Here is an 18388-nt window from a genome sequence, read left to right on the forward strand (position 1 = left end):
TTCAAATGACATGAACCTTCAATCCGCATGTCTGGATGCAAGGCGCATATGGACAATTGGCCGCAGCTCTTAGCACTCCTCCAAATGCTTCAAGCCGATGCTTCCAACCATCACTTCTGGTCGGAAGATGAAGGGAGCTCTTTGCTGTCGTGCGTTTGGTCCCGATGAATCACCGCGCGGCTGAGCAACATGAGCGTTACCGGCGTTGTGATGACCACAAAGACGGTAATCAACACTTCATGCAGAATCGGTCTGGATTGCAAGATGGAGAAAAACATGATCGAAGCAATCAAGATTCCGCCTGCACCGAACGAGGAACCGATTGTTGGCGCATGAATGCGTTCATAAAAACTCTTAAAACGAACAAGACCAATACATCCGACGAGTGTCAGGAAAGAACCAGCGACAAGAAAAAATGAAATAATGATTGCAGCCCAGACGGGCAGATCAGCGGCTCCGATCATTCGATCACCTCCCCGCGCATCAGGAATTTGGCAAGAGCGACCGTTGCAACAAATCCGAGTAGCGAAATAATCAGCGCGGCTTCAAAATAGATAACGCTGCCAGTCCGCATACCAAATGTGAGCAGAAGAAGAAGAGCATTGAGATAAAGCGCGTCGGTAGCAAGCACGCGGTCCTGCGCACGCGGACCTATAAGCAGGCGGTAGACAGCACAGCCCATTGCTCCAATCAACATCACTTGTGCTGCGAGCAGCGACCAGAAAAGAATTACTGCGCTCATGCTGATTGCTCCTCTTTTACGACGTCTCTTGCTCCGAATACGCGAATAAGTGGCCGCTCATAACGTTGCTTGATCGTTGTTCGCCAAGCCTTTGCATCTTCCAGATCCAAAACATGAATCGTCAAAGCTTTACGTGCGACGTTGTAATCGACCCAAGCAGTGCCAGGCGTGGTCGTGATAATGCATGCAAGCACTGCAAGCGCAGTTCTGTTCTCCAGATCGAGCGGAATTACAACGAAGCCTGGATGACGCTCCTTTCGTGGTGACAAGATCAGTTTCACTACGGCAAGGTTCGATGTGAGAATATCGAGGCTGACAGCACCAAACAGCCAGATCATGGTTGGTATGGACCGCAAGTGGTTCTTCTGTGGCTGAAGTGCTGTCATGGCATGACAGGAAAGAAGAGCAACTAAGACGCCAAGAATTAGCTGCGCGCGTGTAAACCCGTTCAACAGAAGCCAAAAGAGGATCAGTGAAACGAAAAGCAGCGGGAAAGGTAGAATTTTTCTCATTTTACCTCCACTTTCTCACGGCCCACACGAGGTGCATTCAGGACGCTATCGATATAATCCTTTGGACTATGCAACGATCGGGCGGCTGCATCCATATATTGCATGGCTGGGCCAGCTGCGATTGTGAGCGCTAAACACGCGGCCAGAAGACCTGCTATTGGCACAACTTCGCGAACGAGAACGCGCGGGACATTACCCTCAAGTGACGCCCAGAAGGTGCGTATGCCGGTACGGGTCATCGCAATCAAAGCCGACAGACCAGATAGAAGAATAAGCGCGATTAGCGCCCAGCTTGCCGGGCTGACAGGCATTGCCAGTGTTGGGGCTGTTCCGTCGCCGTTGAACACGGCTGCGAGTATGAGGAACTTGGCAATAAAACCAGAGAATGGCGGCAGGCCGATCAGCAGAATTGCCACGATGGCAAAACAAGTTCCGAGGATAGCAAGCGTTGCAGGCAGGACCACGCCAACTTCCTCTTCATCGTCCTCTTCTTCATCGTCGCCATAGGCTTCCATAGTAACAGCGAGAACGTTGGCAGCCGCATCCTGTCCGCGTTCGACCAGTTCGATCAGCAGGAAGAATGCTGCAATCGTCAATGTTGAGCTGACCATGTAAAAGAGTGCAGCGCCGGTCATAGCGGTATTGCCGCTGCCAATAGCTGCCAGCAGCGTCCCTGAAGAGACCAGAATGCTATAGCTTGCAAGACGTCCCATGGCCTGCGAAGCTACAACGCCGATCAGACCAAAGGCCAGTGTGATCATGCCGCCGTAATAAAGCCAGTCACTGCCGAAACCGTATGAGTCCCCTGCTCCGATACCGAACATGAGCGGCGAAAGACGCAGTAGGACATAAATGCCCACCTTACTCATAATGGCAAAAATAGCAGCGATTGGAGCAGCCGCAGCCGTGTATGCGGGGACAAGCCAGAAATTGAGTGGCCACATACCCGCCTTCACCAGGAAGGCAACGGCAAGGATGGCAGCGCCTGCCTCCAACAGCATACGATCTTCTGGCGTAACCTGTGCAACCTTCTGCGCAAGGTCGGCCATATTCAGCGTTCCGGTGACACCATAAATCAGACTGACGCCGATCAGGAACAATGACGATGCAACCAGATTGACGGCAATATAATGCATACCGGCTTTCACGCGTGCAGGACCGGAGCCATGCAACGCCAACCCATAGGACGCTGCCAGCATGACTTCGAAGAAGACGAACAGGTTGAATAGATCGCCTGTCAGGAAGGCGCCGTTCAGACCCATCAGCAATAGCTGGAAAATCGTATGGAAATTCGGACTGGCCTTGTACCAATGCGCTAGTGCAAAACTGAGTGCGGCCATGGCAAGCACACTTGTCAACACCAGCATCAGCGCAGCAAGCCTGTCAAGAACGAGTACAATGCCAAATGGAGCTGGCCAGTTACCGATCAGATAAACATCGGCTGCCGGCGCTTTATCGCTTGCAACGCCCAGCAATGTGATAGCGATGGCAATCAGACCTATTATTGAGATCGAGTTGATGGCCATCTTCAGCTTGCGCTTGCGTTCGTCGAACATCAGCAGCAATGCGGCCGTTACCAGTGGCAGGAGAATGGGAGCGACGATGAGGTGTGATTTCCAATCCATCATCAATTCTCCTTGCCGTCGACATGGTCGGTACGTGTCATTCCGCGCGATGCGAGCAAAACGACAAGGAAAAGTGCGGTCATTGCAAAGCCGATTACGATAGCAGTCAACACCAGTGCTTGTGGCACCGGGTCTGTATATTGAGCTGCCTGAACATTGATACCGGAGTCAAGCACTGGTGGCGCATTGGTCCGTAAGCGGCCCATCGAAAAGATGAAAAGATTGACCGCATAGGATACGAGCGCCAGACCTATGGCCACCTGGAATGTACGTGGACGCAGAATAAGCCAAACGCCTGAGGACATAAGAACGCCGATTGCTATAGCGAGAACAAGTTCCATCAGTTCTCCTCCTTCGCAGCGGCTAATTTTTCGACACGGTGTTTACGGATGGATTGGTGAGCCAGCGCGATCAACATCAGTACTGTGGCACCCACAACCAGAGCAAATACGCCGATATCAAACAGAAGTGCACTCGCAATCGGCATTTTCCCGATATTTGGAATGTCGGCATACTGGAAATAAGATGTCAGGAACGGGTAACCGAATATCCATGCTCCCGCTCCTGTCGCGGCAGAAACAAGTAAACCCATGCCGATCCAGCGTACCGGCAGGATACGTAGGTGATCTTCCACCCAGCGCGTACCAGCCGCAAGATATTGCAGGATAAACGCGATTGCCAAAGTTATACCCGCAGCAAACCCGCCACCCGGCAGATCATGACCACGCATGATCAGATGAACTGCAAGCACTATAATGACTGGGAAAAGCCACTGCATGATTACTGACGGCACTGCAAGATAATCGGTGAGCGTTTCGCCCTTCTCGCGGTCTTCCATCGCCTCATCATATGCATCTTGAATCTTCTGTTGTGCGGTTGAACCCGTGCTGTCCGGTGCAGGGCGGAAACGACGCAGCAATGCAAAGATGGTGAGACCCACAATACCGAGAACGGCAATTTCACCAAAAGTATCAAAGGCGCGGAAATCAACCAGAGTTACGTTGACCACGTTCTTGCCGCCACCGCCTGAATAGGCGTTCTGTAAGAAATAATCACCGATACTCAAGGGCGATGGGCGGGTCATCATTGCATAGGAAATGATGAACACACCAACCCCGCTGCCAATCGCCAACGCAAAGTCACGATAGCGGCGTAGACGCGGACCAAACTTGACGGGGATCGGATCTGGATCTTCCCAACGCTTTGGCAGCCAGCGAAGCCCAAGCAGAAGAAGAACTGTCGTGACGATTTCTACGAGCAGCTGCGTGACCGCAAGATCCGGCGCAGAAAGCCAGACGAAGGTGATGCAGGTTATCAGCCCAGCGCCGCCGAGGAGTATAAGTGCGGCCAGGCGATGATACTTTGCCTGATAGGCCGCGCCAATCGCGCAGGCCCCACCCAATATCCATAGACCTGCGAAGATTGGGTCGACAGGTTGAGTACCCAGCATTCCGGAATGGATACCGTCTTCGAGAATTGGCCACGCGGCTGCGACCAGTGCAACAGCAACAACAATACGCAGTTGCGGCTGCAGACGTCTTGTACTGAAGAAGCTTTCAGCCTTACGGGCCCAGTTCCACGAAAGCGTCACAAGCACGCGTTCGAAAATACGCTGTCCCTGCAAGTGGCGAAACAATGGAGGACCATCTTCACTTGTCGCAAGATAATTCTTCAACGCCCAGAACACGATGATACCGCCGATCATCGCAACAAAGCTCATCATCAACGGCAGGTTGAAGCCATGCCAGACCGAAAGACTATATTGCGGTGTAGCATCGCCAAGCACGGATAGAACGGCTGAGTGTAAAAACGGGCCGATAGACAGTGCTGGAATGATGCCAATCAACAGGCAAAGCAGAACCAGCAATTCGATTGGGCGGCGCATCCAATGCGGCGGCTCATGCGGTTCTTTTGGCAAGTCGTGGGGCGGTGGCCCAAAGAAGGTCGAATAGATGAAGCGGATCGAATAGGCGACTGTGAAAATGCCCGCCACTGTTGCAACGTAAGGCGTGATCGTGTCGAGCCACGAAGCCATGTGTGTTTCAACGGCTTCGGCGAAAAACATTTCCTTGGAAATAAAGCCATTAAGCAATGGAACGCCGGCCATCGACGCACTGGCTACCATTGCCAGTGTGGCCGTATAGGGCATCGCTCGAGCGAGACCACTAAGCTTTCGCATGTCGCGCGTGCCGGTTTCATGATCGATAATGCCAGCCGCCATGAATAGCGATGCTTTAAAGATCGCATGGTTGACCATGTGGAAGATTGCAGCCACAGCAGCAAGCGGACTACCAAGGCTCAAAAGCGCTGTAATGAGACCAAGATTGCTGATGGTCGAATAGGCAAGCAAACCTTTGAGATCCTGCTGAAATACAGCGAAGAAGCTCGCGATCAACAACGTGGTCAAGCCCGCTAGACCCAGAATCCAAAACCATTCTTCAGTGCCAGCAAAAACCGGCCACAAACGCGCAAGCAGGAATACACCTGCTTTCACCATTGTCGCGGAATGCAGATAGGCCGAAACTGGCGTTGGGGCGGCCATCGCATTTGGCAGCCAGAAATGGAACGGGAACTGCGCGCTTTTTGTGAATGCGGCCAGGAGTATGAGAACAAGTGCAACCACATAAAGCGGGTGCGTGCGAACAACATTTCCGGCTTCAAGAACCTTGTCTAGATCGTAGCTTCCAACGATATGACCTAACAGCAGCACGCCTGCGAGCAGACAGAAGCCGCCGATCCCTGTAACGGTGAGTGCCATACGTGCACCATCGCGGGCACTGGCATTCTGATACCAGTAGCCGATGAGCAGGAATGAGAAAATACTTGTCAGTTCCCAGAAGACTGCGAGAAGAATGATATTACCCGAAAGCACCACGCCGAGCATCGCGCCCATAAAGGATAGCAGGAAAGAAAAGAAACGCGGGACCGGGTCTTCCGGCGACATATAATAGCGTGCGTAAATGACGACAAGCAAGCCAATGCCGGTAATCAACATGGCAAAGAGCCATGCAAATCCATCCATTCGCAACGTGATGTTGAGGCCGTAAGCAGGAAGCCACTCGATCGTGCCTCGAATGACCCCTCCATCTGAAACGATAGGATAAAGGCTCGCCGTTATGACGAATGCAACCATCGCGATCGCTGCGGTGAACCAAGCTGATCCTGTACGATCAACGCCTCTGAATAGACCTGTTATAGCGCTGCCAAGAAAGGGAAGAAGGACTAGCAAAAAAAGCATTCTGCCGTCCATCGTCATACGCTAAAGGCCTCCTAGCCGAATTCTTGGGTTGATCCGAAGCCGGCACCGCTCAAGAAAACAGCAACAGAAACGCTCCGGAAGTTGTCCGAGTGGAATCATATATTCCGATGTCATTATTATGACGGGCTAGCGGCTATTATGGCAATAGCTTTCAATGGCTTATCGCAATGATTTGAATCATTTTAGTCTGCAAACAGCCAAGAACACCGCGTCTTCGGTATTGATTTTCCACATATCGTCTTTTTCTCGGACATATTGCCGCGCAAACTTTGCACCTAAATGACAAGTGCCGGTTGCGGGGATCATCGAGATTTATGACTGTTTCCTAACCTTCAAGAAGGACTTTCGCCAGATGGGCAGCCTGCACTCGAATATCAGGTACAGCGGTCACTTCCCAATATGTACCCTTGGTTACAGGTCCAATGGCAAAGATCGGAGCTGATGGCTCGCCCCGAGCATTGAGAACTTGCAGATCCGCAGTGACGTCAAGGCCGAGATCAATCGCGTCCGGTTTCGCCAAGCCATTTTCCATCAGGCTGATCAGCGCAGAGTTGCGCGTGGTCGAAAAACGGGAACTACCGCCACGGCAATCGATGATTTTCGCTGCATTAAGCTGTTCTATCGCTAGCCCGCGACGTTGTCGGTAAAGAATGGAAATGTGCTCTGCCTGGTTTTTGACTGAAACGAGGTGTGCAGCAATGATTGTTAGTTGCCCTGACTGTCGTGCAGCTTCAATGCGATCTGCTATGGAGGGCGCCATTCGATGGCGATGCACATCCCACCACGGTCGCAAGTGACGCAAAAAACTCTGGCGTTGCCTGATCGGCAATCTAGACCAGATATTTTTCGTGTGCGGTCGCAATCCGTCAATAACGTCGCGCCAGCTTTTCCCTTCGTTTTCCCGCTGATCAATCATATGCCGAACATCACGCAGCAGAGCGGGCAAGCCATCAGCGACGGGAAGTTGTTCTGCGTTTATCGACATAGCATCCGCCGGTGCGTGGCGTGCTGGTAACAGTCCGCGTCGGGAAATCGCATGGATCGCAGCTTTATGCCCACTATCGAGCAGCGAAATCACGCTATCGACCATGGATAAGCCGGTGCCAAGAATAGCGACTGGATCATTCGACGGAATGTCGAAATATCCATTGCTGGACCAATATTCCGTTACATGATTTCCGGATGTTGCAATTGCGGCTTCGTTTCCTGTCGCGATGATAACGGCATCGGCAGGAAAACGCTCACCTGATGAGCTCGTCACTAGCGGACGGCCGCTTTCAATCGCGACATCTGAAACTTCCGAACTCTCGATGAAAAGACGCTGCTGTTCATTCGTCAGATATGGCTGCAGTAAGTTTTGGAGATAAAGTCTGTAAAATGCGCGCGGTGCAAATGATTGTGGCTGCCATTCGCTTGCACTGAGCGTTTCGGTGTTGGTTGTAAGCCAGTTTAAAAAGTGATCCGGCTTATCCGGAATAGCGCTCATATTACTGGCGCGAACATTTAAAAGATGGTTGGGGTTTTGTGTTGAATAGGCGATCCCTGTCCCAACATCACCTGATCGCTCGAATATGCGGACGTTTGTATCTGACGATTGTCCAAGCAATTGCGCGGCCATCAAAACACCGCTCGCTCCACCACCTATAATAATAATTGACTTCAAATTATCGTGACCTCATTGCCCGTCGTTGGTTTACGGATATCGCATCCATCGACCCGTTATTTTGGGCATTCCCTTGTTTCCTACTAATTTGATCAGATTTTAAACCGGCGGGAAAGAAAAAATCCTAAAGACAGCCAAAACGTAGCAACTTTGGTTCACCAAAGGATGACAACGATACGACTGTCCATCCCTATTCGTTGACAGTGTGTTTCAGAAACACGGGCTGGCGACTCGTATGAAAATCACAATATTTGCAACAAGTTTTCCCACTCGCTGCGATTGGTTCGCAGCAAAGAATCGCAGAACAACAGGACATTGATGATGAGCAACAGTTATATAGAATCCCTTAAGAAGCGCCGCACACAGTATGCTCTTGGCAAGACGCTTCCCCTCTCCCAGGACTCAGTCGCCGAACTGATCCGCGAAGCCATCAAGCATTCGCCATCGTCGTTCAACTCCCAGAGCTCGCGCGCAGTTGTGCTGTTTGGAGCCGAAAGCGACAAGGTTTGGAATATCGCCAAGGAAGTGCTTCACAAGATCGTTCCTGCGGACGCATTTGCTCAGACTGAAGCCAAGCTCGACAGCTTCGCAGCTGGTGCGGGTACAGTTCTGTTCTTTGAAGACCAGAACGTCGTTAAGGGCCTTCAGGAAAATTTCGCGCTTTATGCAGACAATTTCCCAGTCTGGTCTGAACAGGCTGGCGGCATGGCTCAGCTTTCGGTTTGGTCCGCTCTTGCCAATGCAGGTATCGGTGCAAGCCTTCAGCACTACAATCCGCTGATTGATGCAGAAGTTGCCAAGACCTGGAACATTCCAGCTTCGTGGAAACTGCGCGCGCAGATGCCTTTCGGTTCGAACGAACAGCCGTTCGGCGAAAAGGTATTCATGGACGACGCCGAACGCTTCAAAGTCTTCGGATAATTTCTTCCAAAGCATCAGATAAACGGCTGGATTTTCCAGCCGTTTTTATTTTGCGGCTAAATTATTCCCACCATTGTGCCCCCTCAAAAAACGGAATCTAATGCTCGCGCGTGCTTGAGAGTCGCTGTCTGGGGAGACGCGACGGATACGCAATGAGCATTGACGATCATTTGCCTTGATAGGCTCTGATCTCCAGAGGGACACCGCATGAAAGCCAACACTAAAACCTCCTTTTTCAGCTTGAATAGGAATGCTGTCGCGACACGAATGATGCGCGCGAGCATTCCGGCAGCATTTGCCTTTGCGCTTTGCCTCTCGGCCTCGACTAAGGCTGTTGAAGCTGCCACGCCTGCGGACACGCTTGTGATCGCGATGAGCATCGATGATGTCATATCGCTTGATCCCGCAGAAATTTTTGAAATCACAACATCGGAAATGCTCACCAGCACTTATGAGCGCCTGGTGACGACCGACACCAAAGATCCGACAAAGATCATTCCGCAGATTGCTGAGAGCTGGACATTTTCTGACGACGGTAAGTCGATCACCTTCAAAATTCGAGGCGGTTTGAAATTTGCCTCAGGCAATCCGATTACTGCGCAGGATGCCGCTTACTCTATTCAACGCGCGATCAAGCTCGACATGAGCCCGGCATTCATATTGAGTCAGTTCGGTATCACGCGGGAAAATGTCGATCAGAATGTGGTTGCGGTTGACGACAAGACTTTTGTTTTCACCACTGGCAAGGCCTTTGCACCAAGCTTCGTTCTCAACTGCCTGACCTCCAGTGTTGCGTCTATCGTTGACAGTAAACTGGTGAAGGAACACGAACAGAAAATCGAAAAGACCGATACCAATCCATATGAAACGGATTTTGGTTATGGATGGCTGAAGAACGGTTATGCTGGTTCCGGCCCGTTTTCCGTCAAGCAATGGCGCGCCAATGAGGTGCTGCTGCTCGAGCGCAACGACAATTATGCAGACTTGAAGCCTGCGATGAAGCGCGTCATCTATCGTCATGTGAAGGAAGGCATGTCGCAACGCCTGCTGCTTCAGGCGGGTGATATTGATATTGCACGCAATCTTGAACCGGGCGACATCGAGGAGCTTGGCAAGGACAGCAAGTTCAGCGTCATCAACGCTCCGAAGGGCCGCATTTATTACTTGAGCGCAAACCAGAATATGCCAGAACTGGCCAAGCCGGAAGTGCGTCAAGCACTGAAGTATCTGATTGATTACGATACGATTGAAGCCACGCTGATCAAGGGTATTGGCCGTACGCATCAGTCATTCCTGCCGCTAGGCATGTTTGGTGCGACCGACGACAAGCCGTTCAAGTATGATGTTGCGAAAGCGAAAGAACTACTTGAAAAAGCGGGACTAAAGGATGGTATCAACATCACGCTTGATGTTCGCAACACACAGCCTTACGTCGGCATTGCAGAAAACATCCAGCAGACTATGGCAAAAGCCGGGGTGAATGTTGAAATCTTGCAGGGCGATGGTAAGCTCACGACAACCAAGGTTCGTGCGCGCAAGCATCAGATGGCGCTTGGCATCTGGGGCCCAGACTATTGGGACCCGCACACAAATGCAGTCACCTTTACCAACAACCCGAATAACGGTGATGAGGTAAACTTGCGAACCACGGCTTGGCAGGCCTCTTGGGATATTCCTGAGTTGACAGCTGAAACAATGGCCGCTGCAGAAGAACGCGATACGGCCAAACGCGAAACAATGTACCACGATCTTCAGAAGAAATTTCAGGAAGACAGCCCGATCACCGTGATCTATCAGCAGATCGAAACGGCCGTTACATCTTCCAACATTCACAATTTCAACATGGTGGCGGACGCCAATTACGTTGCAACAGTGACAAAGGACTGAAACTAAGAAAGCCGGGTGATAGATCACCCGGCTTTCTCTTTATTTCTCGAAGCTGAATGCGGGTAATTGTTCGAGTGCCGATTTCAGCGCTTCGGACCAACTTTCAGAAACTGTCTGATAGTATCGATCTGTTGCTTCAAAGCGGCGATGCTCACCGAGCTTGAGATTGTCCGTTTCATAGATTTGCATATCGAGTGGCAGCCCAACGGAAAGATTAGCTTTAAGTGTTGAATCGAACGAAACCAGCAGCAGTTTTACTGAATCCTCAAAGCTCATTTCCTGCTGATAGGCTCTCACTAAAATGGGTTTGCCATATTTATTTTCGCCAATCTGGAAAAACGGCGTATCATCTGAACTCTCGATGAAGTTGCCTTCAGGATAGATATAAAAAAGGCGCGGTTGACCGCCCTTAATCTGACCACCCAGAATAAAGGAGGCACCGAATGCATCCGCATTCTGTCCGCCAGTGGCCGAATTTGCGATGACTTCCTTGACCGTATCGCCAATGAGGCGGGCAACTTGAAACATGGATGGCGCTTCGAATATCGAAGGATTGCGCTCGTCCGGTGCCTTCGTACGCTCTTCAAGCAGGCTCGCAACAGCTTGCGTCGTGGCGAGATTGCCCGCCGAAAGAAGCACGATCACGCGTTCGCCTGACTTGGTCCAGCTCCGCATCTTTGAGAATTTCGAAATATTATCGAGGCCTGCGTTCGTCCGGGTATCAGACATAAACACAAGGCCGCGATCAATTTTCATTCCAACGCAATAGGTCATCAACAGTTTCCGGCAGGCAAATCATACGGTGAAATAATCACTGCCCTACATTGATGTGTACCGCAAGGCTTTCAACCGATCCTCCAAGCCTTACACCCGAAATCGGTGCGGCATCCCGGTAATCGAGGCCGGTTGCGATCCGTACATAGCGATCATTGGGACAGGCATTGTTTGCGGCATCGAACCCAACCCAGCCAAGACCATCAATGTGTGCTTCTGCCCACGCATGGCTCGCAGTTTGTTCCTCGATACCCTCCATCAGTAAGTAACCGGATACATAGCGCGCAGGGATTCCGAGTAAGCGAGCCGCAGATAAAAAGATGTGGCTGTGATCCTGACAAACGCCTTTGCCTGCCTCAAGCGCACTTTCTGCATTTGTAGCGACACTGGTGGTGCCGGGCATATAGGCGACCGCTGCATGAACTGCATTCATCAGTTCGTGCAGCAATGCGAGACGTTCCTGCTCTTTGCCCAGACCGCCAGCGAGAGCTCGAATGCGCTCTCCGGGTTCGGTCAGCATTGTTTCTCGCTCAAAAAGCCAGAGCGGAGCATAACCATAGACCGGGCCAAGCACTCCGACGCGATCCTCAACCTCGACGCTGCCGGTGGCTGTAATAATGATCTCGTTGATGTTCCGCGCGTGCTGCACGAGGTCGGTTTTATTACCGAAACCGTCGATATAGGAGACTTCAGGCTCGCCGCCTTCTATTTTCAGCTCCCAATGTTTGACAAGTTGCCCCGGTAGTGTCGGTGGGCGCAAACGCAGGCGCTGCACCGCATAGGGAACCGGATTGTCATAGCGATAATGTGAAACGTGCCGGATATTGAGCAGCAAACGGACACCTCAATAAAAATTATAGGTTTCGGCGACTTCATTGCCGAGACGGTTATTGCGCGCAATAAACTCAGTCAGAAACTCGTGCAGACCGACATCAAATATCCCGCTGATGTCCTGATTTTGCAAGCTATCATAGATTTGATCCGCAGTCGCTTGGCAGGCAGCACTCTCGCCATAGTCTTTGCCAAGAAAACCGAGATGACCTGTGATGCATTGGTAGCAATGATTGAGCGAACGGGGCATACGGCCATTCAAGATCAGATAATCGGCAACATGGGAAGGACGATAGTCACCGTCATAAACCCAGCGGTAAGATCGATGCGCTGAAACAGAGCGCAGAATGGATTCCCATTGATAGTTGTCGAGTGTGGTGCCGACATAAGAGACGGCGGGTAGAAGCACGTAGTATTTGACATCGAGAATGCGCGCAGTGTTGTCCGCACGCTCGATAAATGTGCCAAGTCCCGCGAAATCAAAGATTTCATTGCGCAGCATCGTGCCGTGAAAAGCACCGCGTATCAGTGCGGTTTCCCGCTTGATCTGATCGAGCAACGGTGGAAGGTCGGCTTCCTTTAACGGTTTGCAGAGAGATTTCTTCAGCGTCATCCAGGCTTCATTGACGCTTTCCCAAGCTTCCCGTGTAAGCGCTGTGCGTACCATACGGCCATTTGAACGTGCGGTTTCCATACAAGACATCACGCTGGAAGGGTTGTCCATGTCCCGCAGCAGAAAGTCTGCGACGTTTGCTGCATTATAAGCGCGATATTTGGCTGAAAATGTCTGGCTTGCACCCGCAGACACGACCACAGAAGACCACTCTTCCGGCGCATCCGATGTTTTAGTCAATGCCATGCGTAATCCGGCGTCAACCAGGCGCGCCATGTTTTCAGCACGCTCAATATAGCGAAACATCCAGTAAAGCCCATTTGCCGTACGGCCAAGAAGCATAAAATCATTCCCCTTTTCACGCTCTGATCTTAGTGTCAGTTGCTGCGTGCTATGTGTTTTAATCGTCGAGTACCCAAGTATCCTTGGTGCCGCCACCCTGGCTGGAATTCACGACAAGCGAACCTTCTTTGAGTGCAACCCGTGTCAGCCCGCCAGGCGTGATCCGGATACGGTCTGACACCAGAACGAAAGGACGCAAATCGACGTGACGTGGAGCCAGGCCACTTTCGGTAAAGATTGGCGTTGTTGAGAGGGCCAACGTTGGCTGTGCGATATAGTTGCGTGGACGTGCCTTCAGTTTTTCCGCAAACGCCTTGCGCTCGGTTTTAGTTGCCGCAGGCCCCACCAACATTCCGTAACCGCCGGAGCCGTGCACTTCCTTCACCACGAGGTCTGCCAAGTTATCCAGTACGTAGGCAAGACTTTCAGGTTCCGAACAACGCCATGTGGGTACATTTTCAAGGATCGCTTTACGACCCGTATAGAATTCAATGATTTCGGGCATATAGGAATAAATCGCCTTGTCATCTGCGATCCCTGTCCCAGGAGCATTGGCAATTGTTATATTGCCAGCACGATAGACATCCATGATGCCCGCGACCCCAAGAGTTGAATCCGGACGGAACGTTAACGGATCGAGGAAGTCATCATCAACGCGCCTGTAAAGTACGTCTATCGTCCGATAACCCTTTGTTGTCCGCATGGCGACACGACCATCCACCACACGAAGATCACTACCCTCGACAAGCTCGACACCCATCTGATCGGCAAGAAACGCGTGTTCGAAATAGGCTGAGTTGTAAATACCAGGTGTGAGGACTGCAACGGTGGGCACGCCTTGCGTTCCGGGCGGTGCAACGCTTGCCAATGACTGCCGCAGCAATTGCGGATAGTTCTCGACCGGACGAACCTTCACGTTCTGAAACAACTCAGGAAATAGCTGCATCATGGTTTCACGGTTTTCTAACATGTAGGAAACCCCGGAGGGCGTGCGCGCATTGTCTTCCAGCACGTAAAACTGGTTCTCACCAGTCCGGACGATATCGACACCGATGATATGCGTATAAACATTGCCAGGCGGACGGAAGCCGATCATCTCAGGCAGAAATGCCTCGTTATTCGTGATGAGTTCCTTCGGGATGCGCCCTGCCCGGACAATCTCTTGGCGATGATAAATATCATCGAGGAAGGCATTGAGCGCCATCACGCGCTGTTCAATACCTTGCGAAAGTCTTCGCCATTCCTGACCGGAAATGATACGCGGAATGATATCGAACGGAATAAGGCGTTCCGCAGCGTCCTGATCGCCATAGACCGCAAACGTGATGCCGGTCTTTCGAAAAACACTTTCCGCATCATGTGTTTTTTGCTGAAGTTTATGCTGATCCTGCTGGTCTAACCACTGCTTGAGAAATTCGTAAGGTTGGCGAACACTCCCGCCATGGTTGAGCATCTCGTCGAATGGCTTCACTTAGGTCCCCTTCTTTTTCACCAATACTCAGCTTCAAATCAGGGAAATGCAAGTGTGCAATTCATGCAAATGCGCAAAGCTGGGTTGCGCATTTGCATTGACGCACTGAAAGCAAGACCGCAGGACTTATTTCGGACGATGCGCTATAACAACGGACTGATTGGTCTCTATGTAACCTGCGCCAATCAAATCAAGGCAATATGGAACAGCAGGAAAGACGGCATGCAATGTCATGGCGATCGAGGTTGGTTTACCGGGAAGATTGAGAATGAAGCTTTTTCCACGACTCCCGGCAGTCTGACGCGAAAGAATGGCGGTTGGCGTCTGTTCAAGACTTGCTCGACGCATTTGTTCGCCAAAACCGGGTAATTCCTTATGCAGCACAGCTTTCATCGCTTCTGGTGTTTCATCGCGGGGGCTCGGGCCAGTTCCGCCTGTGGTAAGAACCAAATCGCAACCAATATTATCCGCAAGTTCGATCAGCGTATCGCGCACGGATTCCAAGCCATCTGGGATAACGCGTTTAACAATTTCAAATGGTGTTACAATCGCGGTTTTTAGCCAGTTTTCGATAGCAGGGCCGCTCAAATCTTCATATTCTCCGCGGCTTGCGCGGTCTGAGATGGTAACGACGCCGATTTTCACTATCTTATCCTTTTTAATTGAGCTTTTACTTTAGTTTATAGCGACCACGCCCTGCCTTGTTAAGGTTTGAAGTCGGCCGCTCTCCTCCGAAATCTGGTATATCACCTCGCCATCAAAATGCAGTTGCTTTCCTCTTAAAATCGAGCTTCAATCAGCAGGCTGGGGAGAGAAAAAATGCCATTTCGGGGCAGCGAATATCGCGGGACGTTCAATCCCGATGACTTGCAAGTTCTGCAAGCCGCCTATCACCGCAGCTGTGCCATGTTAGACCGCTGCCCGACAACCCATGAGGCGAAAAATGAACTCGCCCGTGCGATCATCAGAATCTATGAATCCGGCGAATACGATCCTGAAAAAATCGCTGCTATCGCAGCGCGAGTAGAAATCGTGCGTAGTTGAAAACAGTTACTGAATGTAAACTATCCCTAAGTATGATAGTAACGTGTTCAGTCTTACTAAAGACATGCTTTGAAAAGTATCATCACAGGTTATGAAATCCGGTCAATCACGACCAAACTGCGAATGAAACAATATGCCGTTTTCGAGAGACTATTATTTTAAGCGTTTCAAACCCGCTGAGCTCGAACAGTTGCAGGCGGCTTATCTCAAGACGTGCGAAGTTCTTGGTCGCTGCCCGATTACTTCTCCGCAAAAGGATGAGATGTCGCGGGAAATTATCCAAATTTATGAATGCGGTATTTCAAGCCCCGAAAAGATCGCTGAGCTGATGCTTCAGGTTGAGAGCGTCAAGCCGAAGCCATATGCAGGACAATTCTTTCCGCAAGATTTTGATCTTCCAGCGAAGCGTGCCTGAAACAGGCCGTAAAAGTTATCTGCGCAACAAAAGACAGAAATCATCATTGTCAGGTCTCTTAAGCATTTCGTAAACTTTGGATTCAGCTTTTGGCAGTAATCTTTGGTTAGCAAATAGCTCGGGAGGAGCGTTGCGGGTGTTGGTCGATGGCTTTTCTGCAGCCAGTTTTGGTTTGGTTGTGGAGCGCCTGATTTTTGTGTATGGGTATCATGCGTTTTTCGGTTGTGTCAGCAATTGCCCTTGCCTGCACCGCTTTGGCGGGTTGCACGTCTAGCTCCGGCATCGACAGTGTCATGTCTCAGCCGTCTGCGGAATTGACCAGCTCGGTTGTCAGACCTTCTGCGCCTTTGACAGACGTGGCGAGAGCACCGCAATCGATGCCATCCGCACCCCATGATGAAGTTCTTGCCTGGGCTGGTCCCGTTCCTGATGCTGGCCCATTTAAAAACGAGCCGCCTGCACCATTGACGCAGCGCCCAGAGCAGCATGTGGAGGCTCCAATCTCGGTTCCCAAGCCGGAAGTCGCGGCTTACCCATCTGTTCGCCTAGATCGCCAAACGCGCAATAAGGTCTATAGCCAGCGCTTCCGCGATGCGAAACCGATCAATTTTGGTAGTGTTTCGCCGCGCAGACATGCAGTGCATGGCGTGGATGTCTCGCGTTGGCAGGGAGACATTGACTGGGCAACGTTGCGACAGAACGGAGCAAATTTTGCCTATATCAAAGCGACCGATGGTGGCGATCATCTTGATCCAATGTTCCGTAAGAACTGGCGTGAGGCCAAAGCTGCAGGGCTGAAGCGTGGTGCGTATCACTTCTTCTATTGGTGCCGCGTGGCCAGTCAGCAGGCTGATTGGTTCATTCGCAACGTGCCGGTTGATCCAGATGCGTTGCCGCCGGTCATCGACGTTGAATGGAACGGCGACTCGTCTTGCAAGCGTCGTCCATCGCCAGCTCAAGTGCGAGAAAAGATGCAGGTCTTCATGGATGCGCTTGAGCGCCATTATGGCAAGCGTCCGGTTATCTACACCGCACCGGATTTTTACGATGATAATTTGAAGGGTGCGTTCACAGATTATCCGTTCTGGCTGCGTGCTGTGGCGCAACATCCATCCAAGGTCTATCCGGGGCGTCGCTGGGTTTTCTGGCAGTATTCTGGCTCAGGCTTGTCGCAGGGCGTAAACGGCAAGATTGATCTCAATGTCTTTCACGGAAGTGAAGACCAGTGGCACCAGTGGATCGGACGCTTCGCAAGCTAATTTGCGAGTGTAAAAATCGAGAGAGCGCTGATCTGATAAATTAGATTAGCGCTCTAATATTCTGTTTTATAGCGATTTATTAATTCTCGTAGGTTCAATCAGACTTGCCAATCTTTGACAGATCATATGGCGTCGATTGATACATCTCATTGATCCAGTTACCGAAAAGTAGATGTGCATGGCCTCGCCAGCAGTTCTGTGGCTTGCGGCTTGCATCGTTGTTCGGGAAATAGTTGGCTGGCACGGGTGTATCTGGTTGCAGCTGGATATCACGGAAATATTCATCAGCAAGCGACGTTGTATCGTATTCAACGTGATTGAACATATGAAGCGTTCGGTGCTTTGGGTCTTCCAGCAAGCAAAGGCCACTTTCAGGGCTATCGACGAGAACCTTCAGATCGCTATCCGCTGGGATGTCGTCTTTTCGTACTTCTGTCCAGCGGGAAACGGGAATTGCAAAGTCGTCTGAAAACCCGCGGAGGTAAGGCGATGCTGGAGCGAGGTTTTGCTGGCTGTAAACGCCTGACGCTTTAGCGGGTAGATCATATTTGCTCATGTTATGGAAATGATGTACGGCCGCTTGCGCTGCCCAGCAGATATTGAGCGACCGATGAACATGGGTCTGCGTCCAATCGAAGACACGCTGCATTTCGTCCCAATATGTCACGTCTTCAAACGCCATACGCTCGACTGGTGCACCGGTGATCACAAAGCCGTCGAAACGTTCGTCCCGCACCTCTTCCCAAGGTCGATAGAAAGAAAGCATGTGATCTGCAGGTGTATGACGCGCTACGTGATTGGTAATGCGAACAAGCGTCAATTCCAGCTGCAACGGAGTTGAACCCAGAAGACGCGCAATCTGCGTCTCCGTGGTGACCTTATTTGGCATGAGATTGAGAAGGCCGATTTTCAACGGCCTGATATCCTGACGAACAGCATCTGCCTCACGCATGACCATAACGCCTTCTGCTTCGAGGACACTGGTTGCGGGCAGATCGTCAGGAATTTTAATAGGCATGTCGCGTCAGTC

General features: G+C 51.2%; 18 protein-coding genes. 5 read left to right on the forward strand and 13 right to left on the reverse strand.

The window, feature by feature from the left end; translation table 11 throughout:
• Positions 1 to 110: 110 nt before the first annotated feature.
• The 7 genes from mnhG to KMS41_14900 all read right to left on the reverse strand — a co-directional run bounded on the left by mnhG (position 111) and on the right by KMS41_14900 (position 7801).
• Positions 111 to 464 carry a monovalent cation/H(+) antiporter subunit G gene (gene mnhG / locus KMS41_14870; GenBank protein ID QWK80182.1) on the reverse strand — a complete coding sequence of 118 codons (354 nt, stop codon included), beginning with the start codon at positions 462 to 464 and terminating at the stop codon, positions 111 to 113.
• A complete protein-coding gene (locus tag KMS41_14875; GenBank protein ID QWK80183.1) occupies positions 461 to 742 on the reverse strand; it encodes a K+/H+ antiporter subunit F in 282 nt (93 codons plus the stop codon). The genes mnhG and KMS41_14875 overlap by 4 nt, the downstream gene beginning before the upstream one ends.
• Entirely contained in the window at positions 739 to 1254 is a 516-nt protein-coding gene (locus tag KMS41_14880) for a Na+/H+ antiporter subunit E (GenBank protein ID QWK80184.1), read from the reverse strand. Before KMS41_14880 ends, KMS41_14875 begins: the two co-directional genes overlap by 4 nt.
• Complete coding sequence (locus KMS41_14885) at positions 1251 to 2879, reverse strand: monovalent cation/H+ antiporter subunit D (GenBank protein QWK80264.1); 1629 nt, start codon at positions 2877 to 2879, stop codon at positions 1251 to 1253. Before KMS41_14885 ends, KMS41_14880 begins: the two co-directional genes overlap by 4 nt.
• Before the next feature lie 2 nt (positions 2880 to 2881).
• Positions 2882 to 3220, reverse strand: a complete 339-nt coding sequence (locus KMS41_14890) for a Na+/H+ antiporter subunit C (protein QWK80185.1) — start codon at positions 3218 to 3220, stop codon at positions 2882 to 2884.
• On the reverse strand, positions 3220 to 6135 hold the full coding sequence (locus tag KMS41_14895) for a monovalent cation/H+ antiporter subunit A (protein ID QWK80186.1): 2916 nt from the start codon (positions 6133 to 6135) through the stop codon (positions 3220 to 3222). Before KMS41_14895 ends, KMS41_14890 begins: the two co-directional genes overlap by 1 nt.
• A 328-nt stretch (positions 6136 to 6463) precedes the next feature.
• Positions 6464 to 7801 (reverse strand): FAD/NAD(P)-binding protein, encoded by a 1338-nt coding sequence (locus tag KMS41_14900; GenBank protein ID QWK80187.1) that lies wholly within the window; start codon positions 7799 to 7801, stop codon positions 6464 to 6466.
• Positions 7802 to 8122: 321 nt separating this feature from the next.
• Between KMS41_14900 and KMS41_14905 the strand changes: the two genes are divergently transcribed.
• Both KMS41_14905 and KMS41_14910 read left to right on the forward strand, forming a co-directional pair.
• Positions 8123 to 8722: a nitroreductase family protein gene (locus tag KMS41_14905; GenBank protein ID QWK80265.1), complete on the forward strand. Its 600-nt coding sequence runs from the start codon at positions 8123 to 8125 to the stop codon at positions 8720 to 8722.
• Positions 8723 to 8929: 207 nt separating this feature from the next.
• Positions 8930 to 10609: an ABC transporter substrate-binding protein gene (locus KMS41_14910; GenBank protein QWK80188.1), complete on the forward strand. Its 1680-nt coding sequence runs from the start codon at positions 8930 to 8932 to the stop codon at positions 10607 to 10609.
• Between the two features lie 39 nt (positions 10610 to 10648).
• On the opposite strand, the gene KMS41_14915 is transcribed toward KMS41_14910, so the two are convergent.
• The 5 genes from KMS41_14915 to mog all read right to left on the reverse strand — a co-directional run bounded on the left by KMS41_14915 (position 10649) and on the right by mog (position 15285).
• Entirely contained in the window at positions 10649 to 11383 is a 735-nt protein-coding gene (locus KMS41_14915; protein ID QWK80189.1) for a proteasome-type protease, read from the reverse strand.
• A 37-nt stretch (positions 11384 to 11420) separates the two neighbouring features.
• The gene (locus KMS41_14920; protein ID QWK80190.1) at positions 11421 to 12218 is read right to left on the reverse strand and encodes a transglutaminase family protein; all 798 of its coding nucleotides are present in this window, start codon (positions 12216 to 12218) and stop codon (positions 11421 to 11423) included.
• Between the two features lie 9 nt (positions 12219 to 12227).
• Positions 12228 to 13169 (reverse strand): alpha-E domain-containing protein, encoded by a 942-nt coding sequence (locus KMS41_14925; GenBank protein QWK80191.1) that lies wholly within the window; start codon positions 13167 to 13169, stop codon positions 12228 to 12230.
• A gap of 58 nt (positions 13170 to 13227) precedes the next feature.
• Entirely contained in the window at positions 13228 to 14640 is a 1413-nt protein-coding gene (locus KMS41_14930) for a circularly permuted type 2 ATP-grasp protein (protein QWK80192.1), read from the reverse strand.
• Positions 14641 to 14766: 126 nt separating this feature from the next.
• Complete coding sequence (gene mog, locus KMS41_14935; protein QWK80193.1) at positions 14767 to 15285, reverse strand: molybdopterin adenylyltransferase; 519 nt, start codon at positions 15283 to 15285, stop codon at positions 14767 to 14769.
• A 174-nt stretch (positions 15286 to 15459) separates the two neighbouring features.
• Here mog and KMS41_14940 point away from each other — a divergent pair, with 174 nt between their 5' ends.
• The 3 genes from KMS41_14940 to KMS41_14950 all read left to right on the forward strand — a co-directional run bounded on the left by KMS41_14940 (position 15460) and on the right by KMS41_14950 (position 17358).
• Entirely contained in the window at positions 15460 to 15684 is a 225-nt protein-coding gene (locus KMS41_14940) for a hypothetical protein (protein QWK80194.1), read from the forward strand.
• A gap of 133 nt (positions 15685 to 15817) precedes the next feature.
• Positions 15818 to 16099 (forward strand): hypothetical protein, encoded by a 282-nt coding sequence (locus KMS41_14945; protein ID QWK80195.1) that lies wholly within the window; start codon positions 15818 to 15820, stop codon positions 16097 to 16099.
• A gap of 209 nt (positions 16100 to 16308) precedes the next feature.
• Entirely contained in the window at positions 16309 to 17358 is a 1050-nt protein-coding gene (locus KMS41_14950; protein ID QWK80196.1) for a glycosyl hydrolase, read from the forward strand.
• A 94-nt stretch (positions 17359 to 17452) separates the two neighbouring features.
• On the opposite strand, the gene KMS41_14955 is transcribed toward KMS41_14950, so the two are convergent.
• On the reverse strand, positions 17453 to 18376 hold the full coding sequence (locus KMS41_14955) for a homoserine O-succinyltransferase (GenBank protein ID QWK80197.1): 924 nt from the start codon (positions 18374 to 18376) through the stop codon (positions 17453 to 17455).
• Positions 18377 to 18388 lie beyond the last annotated feature (12 nt).

The organism is Ochrobactrum sp. BTU1 (assembly GCA_018798825.1).
GTDB lineage: Bacteria > Pseudomonadota > Alphaproteobacteria > Rhizobiales > Rhizobiaceae > Brucella.

Coding starts and splice junctions, on each gene's coding strand:
- mnhG (QWK80182.1), bottom strand. CDS start 464: ATGATCGGAGCCGCTGATCTGCCCGTCTGGGCTGCAATCATTATTTCA.
- KMS41_14875 (QWK80183.1), bottom strand. CDS start 742: ATGAGCGCAGTAATTCTTTTCTGGTCGCTGCTCGCAGCACAAGTGATG.
- KMS41_14880 (QWK80184.1), bottom strand. CDS start 1,254: ATGAGAAAAATTCTACCTTTCCCGCTGCTTTTCGTTTCACTGATCCTC.
- KMS41_14885 (QWK80264.1), bottom strand. CDS start 2,879: ATGGATTGGAAATCACACCTCATCGTCGCTCCCATTCTCCTGCCACTG.
- KMS41_14890 (QWK80185.1), bottom strand. CDS start 3,220: ATGGAACTTGTTCTCGCTATAGCAATCGGCGTTCTTATGTCCTCAGGC.
- KMS41_14895 (QWK80186.1), bottom strand. CDS start 6,135: ATGACGATGGACGGCAGAATGCTTTTTTTGCTAGTCCTTCTTCCCTTT.
- KMS41_14905 (QWK80265.1), top strand. CDS start 8,123: ATGAGCAACAGTTATATAGAATCCCTTAAGAAGCGCCGCACACAGTAT.
- KMS41_14910 (QWK80188.1), top strand. CDS start 8,930: ATGAAAGCCAACACTAAAACCTCCTTTTTCAGCTTGAATAGGAATGCT.
- KMS41_14915 (QWK80189.1), bottom strand. CDS start 11,383: ATGACCTATTGCGTTGGAATGAAAATTGATCGCGGCCTTGTGTTTATG.
- KMS41_14925 (QWK80191.1), bottom strand. CDS start 13,169: ATGCTTCTTGGCCGTACGGCAAATGGGCTTTACTGGATGTTTCGCTAT.
- KMS41_14940 (QWK80194.1), top strand. CDS start 15,460: ATGCCATTTCGGGGCAGCGAATATCGCGGGACGTTCAATCCCGATGAC.
- KMS41_14945 (QWK80195.1), top strand. CDS start 15,818: ATGCCGTTTTCGAGAGACTATTATTTTAAGCGTTTCAAACCCGCTGAG.
- KMS41_14950 (QWK80196.1), top strand. CDS start 16,309: ATGCGTTTTTCGGTTGTGTCAGCAATTGCCCTTGCCTGCACCGCTTTG.
- KMS41_14955 (QWK80197.1), bottom strand. CDS start 18,376: ATGCCTATTAAAATTCCTGACGATCTGCCCGCAACCAGTGTCCTCGAA.